We start from the raw sequence: 12,893 nt of genomic DNA, 5'->3' as shown, positions 1-12,893 counted from the left end.
GCTTATAACGAATCTTAAAAATTCGATTATAAGCGTTTTTTTTGGTCTATAAAAATGACACAAATCAAAACAGACGATGTTTTTCAGTGCCCTCCAAATTTGAGGCGTTTTTTTTTGCTATATTTCTATTCTGAAACTTGTACAAAAATTGACTTTAGATTGAAACAAAAAAAGCAGGCCAATTGGCCTGCCTTTATGTATCCTCAATTTTTCTTTAACAACCAATTAAATATAATTAAGAATAACATGCTATTATTTTGTAATTAAAAATTGTAAACTATCAGCAAATATAAAAATTTATAATAAAGTATCAAATATTTTGCCAAATTTTTACATTTTTACAAAATATCTAAACTTCCTTTACCTACTCTTACTACAGTAGGCTCCTCGCCGGACAAATCGATTATTGTAGAACCTACATTATCACCATAACCGCCATCGATAACTAGGTCTACAAGGTTTTGCCATTTTTCGAAAATCAGTTCTGGATCAGTGGTATATTCAATCACATCATCATCATCATGAATGGAAGTCGATACAATAGGATTGCCAAGCAACTTGACAATTTCCAAGGCAATTGAATTATCAGGAACCCTAATCCCTACCGTAGTTTTCTTTTTGAATTCTTTAGGTAAATTATTGTTTCCTGGTAAAATAAAAGTGTACGGTCCTGGCAAAGCCCTTTTTAATATCTTAAAAGTAGCTGTGTCTATTTGTCGCACGTAATCTGAAATATTGCTCAAGTCATGACAAATAAAAGAGAAATTTGCTTTATCAAGTTTTACTCCTTTTATCTTTGCAATGCGCTCCAAAGCCTTGGTATTCGTAATATCACAACCCAATCCGTAGACGGTATCTGTGGGGTAAATCACTAATCCTCCATCTTTTAAAACCTTAACTACTTTGGCAATTGCCACTTCATTGGGTTTATCGGGGTATATTTTTATAAATTGAGCCATTTTATTTAGTTTAAAGTTTAAGGGTTTGAAGTTTAAAGATCTTTTAAAAAAGAACGATGAATCTACAAGCTACAACAAGTTTTTATCCAATAATATCTAGTTTTGCAAACCGCAGTAGTAATTTTTTTATACCACCGACATCAAATTTGATCTCAGCTTTTTTATCCGCTCCTATCCCTTCAAGATTTATAACTTCTCCTTTTCCAAAGCGTTCGTGCAGGACAATATTTCCCGGAGCCAGTTTATTATCAAATAAATTTGCCGCTCCTGAAGCCAAATTATTAGAAACTGGTTTCAGTCTCCGAACATTTATATCTGATTTAGGGGCACTATCCGTGTTGTATTTAGGTGGTGTTCCTCCTATAGGTTTCGCCAGACGTAATTTAGATTTATCAACATCACCAAAAATATCACTATCAATCATCGGTTTATAACGGTAATTGTTTTCGGGCGGCGTCATATATTCCAGATATTGACTATCGATTTCCTCAATAAAACGAGAAGGTTCACTGTCGGTCAATTTCCCCCAACGGTAGCGCGATTGCGCATACGTTAAATAAGCCTGGTGTTCCGCACGTGTCAAAGCCACATAGAACAAGCGACGTTCTTCCTCAAGTTCACTTCTGGTACTCATACTCATGGCACTTGGAAACAAATCCTCCTCCATTCCTACTACAAAAACATGGGGGAATTCAAGACCTTTAGCCAAGTGAATTGTCATCAACGCCACACGATCTTCATCGCTAGTATCTTTATCTAAATCCGTTGCCAAAGCCACATCTTCCATAAATTCAGATAATGCTCCTCTAGCGCCATCTACCTCTTTTTGGCCATCAGTAAAATCCTTGATTCCGTTTAATAGTTCCTCAATATTCTGAATTTTAGCCATTCCTTCCGGAGTAGCATCTTTCTTTAATTCTTGTATCAATCCCGTTTTTTTAGCAACATGATCTGCAAGATAAAATGCATCTTGATTTTCATTTATCGCCTGAAAACTTTGAATCATTGTAACAAAATCCAGAAGTTTTTGCTTTGTTCCTGAATTCAATTTTAAATCAATGCGTTCTATATTTTGCATTACTTCAAAAATGGAACGTTTATAATGATTGGCAGCAATGGTTAATTTTTCGATAGTAGTATTCCCTATTCCACGAGCTGGATAATTAATTACCCGCACTAAAGCTTCCTCATCTTTTGGATTGATCACTAATCGCAGGTAACACAAAACATCCTTCACTTCTTTTCTTTGATAAAAGGAAAGTCCGCCATAGATTCGGTACGGAATATCTCTTTTCCTTAAAGCATCTTCCATAGCACGAGATTGCGCATTAGTCCGATAGAGAATAGCAAAAGCACCATTGGGTAGTTGCTTTTGCATTTTTTCTTCCCAAATGGTACTAGCGACAAACCGACCTTCCTCATTGTCTGTTAAACTACGATGTACTTTTATTTTTGGACCAAAATCATTAGCCGTCCAAACTATTTTATCGAGTTTAACTTTATTTTTATCAATAATGGTGTTTGCTGCTTCCACAATATTTTTAGTCGAACGGTAATTCTGTTCCAATCGAAAGGTTTTTACGCCTTCATAATCTTTTTGGAAATTGAGAATATTGTTAATATTGGCTCCACGAAAAGCATAAATACTTTGCGCGTCATCACCTACTACACAAATATTCTGAAATTTATCTGATAATGCGCGAACGATTAAATACTGTGAGTGATTCGTATCTTGGTACTCATCCACTAATATATATCGGAAACGGTTTTGATATTTAGCTAAAACCTCAGGAAAACGGGTCAGTAGTTCATTTGTTTTCAATAACAAATCATCAAAATCCATTGCTCCTGCCTTGAAACATCGATCTACATAATTTTGATAAATTTCTCCCATTCGAGGTTTTTTAGACATCGCGTCCGCTTCTTGTAAATCAGGATCATTAAAGTAGGCTTTTACCGTAATCAAACTATTCTTAAAGTTAGAAATCCTACTTAAAACCTGTTTGGGTTTATACACATCTCTATCCAATTGCATTTCTTTTATAATTCCAGAGATGGCACGCAGTGAGTCCTGAGAATCGTAAATAGTAAAGTTAGAAGGATACCCTAAATGGTCTGCTTCGGAACGTAGAATTCGTGCAAAAACAGAGTGAAAGGTTCCCATCCAAAGGTTTTTAGCCTCACCTGCACCTACAATGTCAGAGATCCGTTTTTTCATTTCTCGGGCTGCTTTGTTAGTAAAAGTCAGAGACAATATACTGAACGCATCGATTCCCTGATGCATCAAATAAGCAATTCTTATAGTCAACACCCGCGTTTTACCAGAACCTGCGCCTGCAATAATTATCATAGGACCGTCTTTTTGTAAAACGGGTTCGCGTTGCGCTTCGTTAAGTTGATCGATATATTTATGCATGGAAATTTTTAAATTATATTATGCAAAAATAGCGATTTTGACTGAGGTTTTAAGTATCAAAAAAGAACAATCAGCTAATTCATTTTACTGGCAATTATTATCAGAGATTCTTTATTTATTATTTGAAAAACACATCGTAGCTAAAACGGATTAAAGTACCAATTACAACCACCAAAAAGAATACCCTTATAAAACTATTCCCTTTATTTATCGCTAATTTAGCACCCATCCATCCGCCAAATGCGTTACTCACAGCCATCGGTATTGCTATTGCCCAAATAATTTTACCTTTCAAAATAAAGAGGCAAATGGAACCAAAATTAGTTGATAAATTCACCATTTTAGCATTTGCGGAAGCATGTAAAAAATCAAATCCCATGATAGCGATAAATGCAACCACCAGAAAACTGCCTGTTCCAGGACCTATAAATCCATCATACAAACCCACTATAAAGCTAATTCCTATTGCATTAAAAATTTGTGTTGTATTAGATTGTATCTTTTCAACATGTTGTCCAAAATTCTTCTTCGCATAAGTATAAATAACTAAAAATGAAAGGACAACAAGCAATAAAGGTTTCATAAAATCATTGCTAACATACGTTAACAAAGTAGAACCTAAAAAGGCCGATGGAAATGCCAGCAGCATCATAATACTTAGTAATTTCCAGTTCATATCTACCTTTTTGAGGTACTGATATGCTGCAAATGATGTTCCGCTAAAAGCAGGCACTTTTAGAGTTCCAATAACTGTAGAAACGGGAAGATTTGGCATCAAAATCAGTCCCATAGGTGTTTGAATCAAGCCACCACCGCCAACAATTGCATCAATAAAGCCTGCAGCAAAGGCGGCTAAACAAAGTAAAACAAGTACATAAGTCTCCATTACGGTATTTTAATTTAAAAAGTAGCGTTACTAACGACAAAAATACTATTCGGTTTGATTAATTGCTATAAAATAGAAATTGATTTTTAATCAAAAAAGTATATTTTTGTTCCAAAATTTTTACACCAAAATGGACTTAACAAAAATCATAGAAATTCTAGCTTACACAATACCTTCGCTAATAACTGGTAGCGTTGCCTATTTTTTATTTGACTCTTATTTTAAAGACCAGCAAAATACCAGACGCTGGTTGTTACAAAAAGAAGCTCAGAAAGATGCTTTACCACTGCGTTTGCAAGCATACGAGCGCATGGCCTTGTATTTAGAACGCATCAATCCTACCAAATTATTGATTCGCATTACTCCTCTTTCCCAAGATAAAAATGATTATGAAAATCTTGTAATGGCGCAAATCGAGCAGGAATTTGAACATAATTCAACACAACAAATTTACATGTCAGATGAATGTTGGACCATCATTGTAACTGCAAAAAATGCGACAATCCAAATGATACGTGCTGCCAACAGAAGTGATCGTGTAGATTCTGCTGATAAGTTACGTGAAGTTCTATTGAATGATTTAATGGAAAAACAATCTCCAAGCAATGCGGCTTTGGCTTATATCAAAAACGAAGTGGCACAATTGTGGTAAGCAAGCCATTCTGCAAATTGCGATTTATGTAAGTGATTTTTACTGATTTTCAAACCCTTTACTACTTTTTAAGGAAGCAATACCTTTATCATGCTGCTGAATAGGACAATTCTGCCATGCATTTATATATTTTACGGTTACATTATTTCTTTCACTCCAAAAAATAAAGTGAGAGGTAGCCAAACTAAATTATTGTTTGCTTTTATCATACAATTGACGCCCTAATTCTGCTAAGAAAGGAAGGCTTATACTTTCATATTCATAAGTGTCATCGTTAAAAATACCATCTTTATTAGCCAAAATAGTCGCAGACAGCATAAATTCAACCTTGTTTTCTTTGTCAAGAATATAAGCACAATCAATCATGGTGCCATACGCAGTGCCTACTTTATTGTAAATTTTTATATTCGACGGAATATTTGATGTAGTATCTCCAAACATAAAAAATTTACAATAACCATCATAATAAGTAACAGGATCAAAGCCTGCATTTTTAGGTAGGTTTTGCATTGAAAAAAGAATAAATTCTCTATCTTTTTCTGTTATTTTAAAACGTTCTGCTTCTTTGAACGCTTGAGGAAATACAATTCGTTTTAAAGTATTGTGTAAGGTTTGTAGTGGGTAGTAATTATTTTTAGAAAAGTCGAAAGGTGCCTTTATTAATTTATCCTCGGCATTTTTATAGCCCACTCCTTTTTTGATACCTGAAAGCACTAGAGGAACGGGACTTTCATTCAGTTTTGAAGGAAAAACTTCGACCGTTTTGTCATCTTTGTAGATTGTTGTCGATTTTATTAAAGGGTTTCTCGAGTCTGGAGCTGAAAGGCGGTGGCTTAATCGAAAAGGATGCAACCCTTTTTCTCTCATCTTTTGGTTCACATAATCAAAGCCAATGAATTCAAGTAAATTTGTGCTGGCTACATTATCGCTGACGGCAAAAATTTTTGAGATTTCTTCCGAAAATTTTATTTTAGCTGCGTTCCCTTCTATTGTATATGCTGTATGAATAGAAGTATTAGGAATTGTATTCAATTTTTCTAAAGCCAAAACTGCGATAGGCAATTTTACTGTGCTCGCCGGATAAAAGTAAGTTTTAGCGTCTAAATGATACGTGTAATCCCTAAATGAAATTTTTCCCTTTTGATCTCTGATAATTTGAGTGTAGATAATTTGAAGCTCATATTGCTTTGGATTTTCCATAACCCTCTTGATATTGGGATTGTCGGAGGCCAATGTCTTTTTTAGTAGCTCATTTTGCGTACTGCAACTACAAACCGATAGCACCAACAAAGCAAAAATATAGTTTTTTATTCCCATCTTATTATCTCGTTTAAATTGATTTGCTTTGGTTATAAATCAGATTTTGGGTGCTATTGTTTTGCTACTACATTAAATATTAATACTTCAAAAAGACGAAGTGCAACACTACTTTTAGACGCTATGAAAACCTATTTATATCCTTCTATCTGCTATTTTTCATCTTTAAGAACCCCACTTTAAATCGAAGGTAATGAGATGAAGATTTATTTAAAAAATATCAAACCCAAATCTAAAAAAAAATCAATCTAAAACCAATTTATTCTTTTAGCAAACGTTGCAGTTGAAATTGTTCTACTTCGTTTAAATCAGGAATTATTTTTTCCAACGCAAGTCTCGTTTCTGAACTTTTTAATAATTTTCTTATGGTATCTCTGCCAAATTTAGAAAATTGCCACATGTGATGTGTGGTTGCATTGACTAAATTTTTCAAAACCGTATCGTTTACTAATTTAAAAGTTATCAGGTTTTCTAACGCATTTTGACGTGTAGTAGCTTCATATTGACTAGACGAATAGCCTATTAACTCGTTTATTAATTGCTCTTTATCTTGTACATAGTTTGGCGTTGTTAACGCCAACGACAACCATAAATTCCGAAGATTATAATCACTAAATCCAATCCAATCTTTTGATTTATCCAAATAGTTAAAACGCTGTTCGGGAAAGTTATTCCATAAATTAAATAAACTTATTTCCTGAGTTTGGTACGATTTGTCATCCAATAAAGTTTCATATTTCTCCCTAAATTCGGCTGGAATTACATTCAAATTGCCAGCTACTCCTTGACGAACTTGTGTATTATTGGTTTCCAAAGCAAGTATTAACAGCTGCTTTTTATCTTCAAATTTTTCTTTTTTTAATTGATTTAGAATTCCTTCTTTTACCGAAAAATACGCATTGGATTTCATGACTGCCTCAAAAAAATCTCTTTTATCTGATAAGGCACTATTTCGCATTTTATCTACGTCTAAAAGCATCTTTACAGCCTCATTTTTTTCTAGTAACCGATTAGCTTGCTGTGTATTAAATATACTTTCTTCAAGCCATACTTTACTAAAATCATCTAGGTTAAAATTAGACACTTTCTTGATTTCAGCAAAAAAATCCTGGGTATTTACGCTCTGGAACTTATGTTTTTTTATATAGTTTTTTACCGCTTTTCTAAAGGATTTCTCACCTATTGCTTCCTGCAAAACAAATAATGCCCAAGCGCCTTTTTGATAAAAAGTCAATGAACTTGCTTTGGAATTCAGGACAGGAATAGTATCTGTTCTCGAAGCATACTTCAGTTGCTGTGCCGATTCATATAATTTGGAATAAAAATAATCTTCACCATATAATTCTTTCTCGACTAATAAGGCGTAATAGGTAGCAAAACCTTCTTGAAGCCAATGGTGTTTGCTACTTTCAGCTGTGACCAAATTTCCAAACCATTGGTGCGCCAATTCATGTGCATTGACATTGGTATAACTTCGGTCTTCAAATCCTATCGAATCGACTACATAACGAGTAGAAAATAAAGTTGCCGAAGTATTTTCCATTCCAGAATATAGAAAATCACGAACAGGTGCCTGTTTATAAATTTCCCATGGATACTTCACTCCTATTTGTTTTTCTAAAAAATCAAACATTCTTTTTGAATCACGGTATGTGGGTTCAAACTTAGCTTTATCTTTAGATTCATAATACATCTCTAACGGAATGCCCGAATTTGATACTTGAGTTTGCTTCTCAAATTTTCCAATGGCAAGCATCAATAAATAAGAACTCATTGGTTTTTGCATACGGTAGTTCCAAACGGAAAGTCCATTCAATTCCGAATTGAATTGCAACGTACCATTTGAAATTACCTGATAGTCTTTATCAAATACGATGTTCATATTAAAAACAACTTTTTCATTTACATCATCAAAACTAGGAAACCAATGACTTGTGTATTTCCCTTGCCCTTGTGTCCAAATTTGTAGATTCTCCATTTCTTCCGTACCAACGAAATATATAGTTTGCTTTGGCTTCGCCAAATACTGAAAAGTCAGGTTGTTTTTTCCTTTTTTAAAGGGGAAAATAAGTTGTAATTGCTTTTGGGTATTTTTATAATCGATTGGTTTTCCATTAAGTCTCAAATTAGAAATCTCCATGTTTTGCGCATCAATTTTAATAGTATCTATGGATTTTAACACTTCAAAATTATAATTGACATCTCCTGACACAATTTTTTCCCTTGGATTAATGGTGATTTTACCTAGAACCGTTTTAAAATCAACCGATTGATTTTGTTGGGCAAATGTCAATGTGGAAATAAAAAAGAATAGGTATTTCATTACTAGCATATTTAATGATGCAATTCCCAAAGTTACAAAGGTTTCACAAACTAACCCGACAAATTTTGTAGATTTACGTTCAGAAAAGACATGAAAACTAAATTGAAAACGAAAGCCCTACTTAATTGGAGCAGTGGAAAAGATGCTGCACTTGCCCTATACAAAATAGCACAAAATCCCGACTTTGAGATTAGCTGTTTGCTGACGAGTATCAACCAAGAATTGCAGCGCATTTCCATGCATGGCGTGCGAGTGGAGTTATTGCAACAGCAAGCCAAAAGCATTGGGTTGCCGCTTGAAATTATGCAAGTTCCTGAAATGCCTACCATGGAAGTTTATGAAAGGATCATGACTGAAACATTGGTAAAACTAAAAAAACAAGGGATTACCCATTCTGTTTTTGGAGATATTTTTTTAGAAGATTTGCGCAAATATCGAGAAGAAAAATTAGCCGAAATAGGGTTTAAAGGTATTTTTCCGCTTTGGAAAATCCCAACTCACGAACTAATTCAAGAATTCTTAAGACTTGGATTCAAAACGATTGTGGTTTGTGTCAACGAACGCTTTTTAGATAAAAGTTTTGTCGGACGAATACTAAATCAAGATTTCATCGACGATTTACCTGAAAATGTAGATGTTTGTGGTGAAAACGGCGAATTTCACACTTTCACTTTTGATGGACCCATTTTCTCTAAACCCATCTATTTCGATATTGGAGAGACATCGTATCAAAAATATGAAAGTCCAAAACAAGAGAATTCCTCCAGCACAATTCGTGAAACAAATTTTTCTGATCCTTTCAAATTTGGATTTTGGTACTGTGATTTAATTCCCAAATGATACTTGAAAAAACAAGTAGTTTTAATTTCGTGCCAACGTAAAAATGAATTTGGATCCTTTGCCAACCTTTGAATATACTGAAATAGTGCCACCAAGATCTTCAACTAATTTTTTTACAGTCGCTAAACCAATTCCCGTTCCTTTAGCGCCAAATCGATCTACACTATTAACTATTGTAAACAAATCAAAAATATTTTTTTGATTTTCTATTGAAATTCCAATACCATTATCAGTTACAGTAACCATATAAAAATCGCGCTCTTCAGTGATAACAATGTCAATCTGGATTTTTTCTTTATCACTATACTTTATTGCATTTGTGACTAAATTATTCAATATTTGTTCAAAAGCGCCTTTATTAACGCAAATAGAATTTACGGTAGCTTTAAAAGTAATGATACAATTATCTTTAAAAATGTAAAGATTTGAAAAATCCTTTTCCAGATCAGAGATAAGTACATCACTACAATTTTCTTTATCTAGTAAACTAGATTTACTGTAAAGCAATAAATTATCAATCATTTCCTTTAATTTTACTGTTGAACTTTTAATCAAATTAATAACCTCATTACCTTCTTTATCAATTGAATTGCCATAGTTATCTGTGAAAAAATCGCTCAAACCAGAAATATTTGCCAAAGGAGATTTTAAATCATGAGCAGCAATGTAGGCAAATCGCTCTAAGTCATCATTCTTTTTTTTCAGTGCAACCATCGTTTTTTCAAGTTCAATTTTGTTGAGACGCAACTCAAGTAATTTCATTGTTTGGTCCGCTAGCGCTTGCAATGCTGTTTTTTGCTCCTCTGTTAAAATTTTAGGTTTATGATCAATAACGCAAATTGTACCAAGCGGAAGTCCATGCAAATTTTTTATCGGTGCACCAGCATAAAAAACAACATTGTTTGAACCATCTACGGTAGGATTGTCATAAAAACGACTGTCTTTTCGAGCATCGTTAATTTCAAAAACTTCGTTAGGATTGTTAATTGCGTGAGCGCAAAAAGAAATGTCTCTTGGCGTTTCAGAAATATCTAAGCCTTTGCGGGATTTAAACCATTGGCGGTCATCATCGATAAAAGTAATTAAGGCAATAGGAGTTTCACATATCTGCGAAGCCAATGTTGTCAAATTATCATAATCTGATTCTGGTAAACTATCTAAAATCGAGTATGATTTTAGTAATTTTATTCTTTCTTTTTCTTTAATAAATTTATATGGGGCGACCATTTTGCTGTAACTTTTTTGAATATTATAAAGATGTGCTATCTGAGATTTTCCAATTCCTTCGAATAAATCAGCAAAACGCACTTTTACAAAAATACTCAAATTCTGTCTTTTGTATTTTTTAGAGGCAGTCTTTTATGGAAAATTTAATAGTACAAACAAAATTGAGATTCAAAAAAAAACAGCTTTTATTTTAATTTTTAGCGATTATATCTTATTTCTATAATCTATTAAATATATAAAAATGCAATTACCATCAAGAATCGCTGTAGCAAGAGATTCCGCTTTCGTGATTAAAAAAAAGCGATTAGTTTTATCGCTCTTCGTACATTTTAAGAAGTTGTGTAACGGTATTCCAATTTCGTATTGTGGCAATTACATTTAGTTTTTTCTCGATGTATTTTTGATCAAAGCGTGTTTTACCAGCACCTACTGCATATTTTATAAAAATTTTATTTCCATCAATATTGGCTTCATCTGGTTTGAACTGGCTTATTCTTAAATCATTCATACTGTTACTTGACAAAGTGGTGGAAATAAAAGCGACGTATAATTTTTTACTATCCACTTCTTTATCTTTTAAAAAAGGATTGTTTTTTAGACAAGCTTCTAAATCTCCTTTACTAATAACCACCACAGGAACCTCGTGACCAAAAACCTTGAAAATTTCCTGTTTAATTTTAAACCCAACAGCAGCCGCATTTTCCTCTTCGGTGTCTATAAAAACATTACCTGATTGTATGTAGGTTTGTACATTTTGAAAACCGATAGCTTCCAAAGTCGTTTTTAAAACTTCCATTTTAATCATGCTGTGACCGGAAACGTTGATGCCACGTAGTAATGCGAGATGAGTTGTCATTGTTGTGTTTTTATATTTTGCGAAGGTATTGCGTTTAAATTTGAAATCACAATTTAGTAATTAACTATAAAATGTACAACTTTCAACATTCTATCGATGTTTTAATTTTTTTAATCATTTAAAATAATCCCTTATTCACTAACATTCTGTTTTTTTCGAAGATCTAAATACGATTTCATAAATAAAACAGCAACTGCCAAACGAAACAAGCGATACACCCAAATATTAGTTTCCCAAAATAGAACTTTATGATTCGTTCCCGCATCAAATAAGGAATAGATAAAAGAGATCAAGAATAAAATCGCTAGAATTAAATAAATTGTTTTTGATATTTTCATGATTGGTAAATTTGATTGAGTTTTTGTTAATGTTGTAAGTGAGAATTTAAGGAAAGTTTTGGGGATAAAATATTTATCTTCTGCTTTGTTAATCTATTTTTATCATCTTCCAATTTCTATTATTTCAAGATTAGAAACCTACTAATCAGATAAAATATCGTCCAGTAAAGTTTCATTCAAATCGGAACTTCTCACAAATAATGGTCGGAAACTCTGCCCTCTATAATCGCCTGTCAGTTTAATTAATTTTTCATTATTACGGAAGAACTTCATAAAGTCTTCCCTTTTCATCTTTTGATATTATTCGATATTTTAATAGGTTTTTACTAATTTTTTTTAATCCGTAGCTAATAGTATTGTATAATTATAAACAATAAACTTTGAAAGTTTAATATGTATTCACTTCGTTAGCAAAAAAAAAACAACAACAAGAAAGCATCTACTATTTCTTATGTGGATTAATTTAATTTTTATGATTTTCAAATATAATAATAATTATCGTACTTTTTATTTAGAAAATTATTTTTCAAAATCATTTCCGAAATAACTGAGGTCACTTATTTCTTTTTGAAAACAAATCAATTGGAGCGGGCTTTAGCCCGTTTTTAACAGTAAAATTTAATTTGGCTTTAGCCAAAACCAATATATAAGTTTTGGCTAAAGCCAAATTCCTTTGCATTTATACGCATTGGGCTGAAGCCCGACGCTATTGAATTTTTGAAACGTATTTAAATTCAAACTCTGAAATTAGTGAAAGGATAATGGCCAAGCTTTTAAAGATTTGAAATACAATACAAATCGATCGAATGTAAATGACGTCTAAAATCCGTCGATTTTTTTCCAGATTTTTTTTTAAGTTATTTCCTAACGTTGATCTCGAATATGATTTCCCTTAATTGTCAAAATAAAGAACGAAAAACCAATAATCGTGATTTCATACTATTTTAGTCATTTACACCGCGTTTCCTAGCCTTGATAGCAGTGGAAAGCCTTTGCGAGCAGAAAACCATTTTTTCTAGTTGTGGCAGAGCGACCGAAGGAAGCTCCTGCCCCAACTTAGAAAAAAGGTTTGATGCCGC

The 12,893-nt window shown here is 33.0% G+C and carries 11 protein-coding genes; 2 read left to right on the top strand and 9 right to left on the bottom strand.

The features are described 5' to 3' along the window. Positions 1–338 precede the first annotated feature (338 nt). The 3 genes from BUA03_RS15180 to BUA03_RS15170 all read right to left on the bottom strand — a co-directional run bounded on the left by BUA03_RS15180 (position 339) and on the right by BUA03_RS15170 (position 4,261). On the bottom strand, positions 339–959 hold the full coding sequence (locus tag BUA03_RS15180; protein WP_066080925.1) for an L-threonylcarbamoyladenylate synthase: 621 nt from the start codon (positions 957–959) through the stop codon (positions 339–341). Between the two features lie 82 nt (positions 960–1,041). Next, positions 1,042–3,375, bottom strand: coding sequence for an ATP-dependent helicase (locus tag BUA03_RS15175; protein WP_066080922.1), 2,334 nt, complete (start codon positions 3,373–3,375; stop codon positions 1,042–1,044). Between the two features lie 118 nt (positions 3,376–3,493). Then, positions 3,494–4,261: a sulfite exporter TauE/SafE family protein gene (locus BUA03_RS15170; RefSeq protein ID WP_066080919.1), complete on the bottom strand. Its 768-nt coding sequence runs from the start codon at positions 4,259–4,261 to the stop codon at positions 3,494–3,496. A 130-nt stretch (positions 4,262–4,391) separates the two neighbouring features. Between BUA03_RS15170 and BUA03_RS15165 the strand changes: the two genes are divergently transcribed. Continuing rightward, positions 4,392–4,913, top strand: coding sequence for a DUF7935 family protein (locus BUA03_RS15165; protein WP_066080943.1), 522 nt, complete (start codon positions 4,392–4,394; stop codon positions 4,911–4,913). A 189-nt stretch (positions 4,914–5,102) separates the two neighbouring features. Here the strand turns inward: BUA03_RS15165 and BUA03_RS15160 are convergent, their stop codons facing one another. Together BUA03_RS15160 and BUA03_RS15155 are read right to left on the bottom strand one after the other, a co-directional pair. Next, positions 5,103–6,230: a serine hydrolase gene (locus BUA03_RS15160; protein ID WP_066080916.1), complete on the bottom strand. Its 1,128-nt coding sequence runs from the start codon at positions 6,228–6,230 to the stop codon at positions 5,103–5,105. Positions 6,231–6,489: 259 nt separating this feature from the next. After that, positions 6,490–8,553: a M1 family metallopeptidase gene (locus BUA03_RS15155; protein ID WP_066080938.1), complete on the bottom strand. Its 2,064-nt coding sequence runs from the start codon at positions 8,551–8,553 to the stop codon at positions 6,490–6,492. A gap of 90 nt (positions 8,554–8,643) precedes the next feature. Here BUA03_RS15155 and BUA03_RS15150 point away from each other — a divergent pair, with 90 nt between their 5' ends. After that, positions 8,644–9,393 (top strand): Dph6-related ATP pyrophosphatase, encoded by a 750-nt coding sequence (locus BUA03_RS15150; RefSeq protein WP_082854340.1) that lies wholly within the window; start codon positions 8,644–8,646, stop codon positions 9,391–9,393. Positions 9,394–9,414: 21 nt separating this feature from the next. On the opposite strand, the gene BUA03_RS15145 is transcribed toward BUA03_RS15150, so the two are convergent. The 4 genes from BUA03_RS15145 to BUA03_RS16750 all read right to left on the bottom strand — a co-directional run bounded on the left by BUA03_RS15145 (position 9,415) and on the right by BUA03_RS16750 (position 12,105). Continuing rightward, a complete protein-coding gene (locus BUA03_RS15145) occupies positions 9,415–10,719 on the bottom strand; it encodes a sensor histidine kinase (protein WP_245792686.1) in 1,305 nt (434 codons plus the stop codon). A 211-nt stretch (positions 10,720–10,930) separates the two neighbouring features. Further along, complete coding sequence (locus BUA03_RS15140; RefSeq protein WP_066080913.1) at positions 10,931–11,476, bottom strand: DUF1697 domain-containing protein; 546 nt, start codon at positions 11,474–11,476, stop codon at positions 10,931–10,933. Between the two features lie 131 nt (positions 11,477–11,607). Continuing rightward, entirely contained in the window at positions 11,608–11,814 is a 207-nt protein-coding gene (locus tag BUA03_RS15135; protein ID WP_066080910.1) for a hypothetical protein, read from the bottom strand. A 141-nt stretch (positions 11,815–11,955) separates the two neighbouring features. Then, the gene (locus tag BUA03_RS16750; protein WP_157492203.1) at positions 11,956–12,105 is read right to left on the bottom strand and encodes a hypothetical protein; all 150 of its coding nucleotides are present in this window, start codon (positions 12,103–12,105) and stop codon (positions 11,956–11,958) included. Between the last annotated feature and the right edge of the window lie 788 nt (positions 12,106–12,893).

It is taken from the genome of Flavobacterium fryxellicola (assembly GCF_900143245.1).
GTDB lineage: Bacteria > Bacteroidota > Bacteroidia > Flavobacteriales > Flavobacteriaceae > Flavobacterium > Flavobacterium fryxellicola.
The sequence above is the reverse complement of the archived record's forward strand: the minus strand, read 5'-3'. Positions and strand labels throughout refer to the sequence as shown.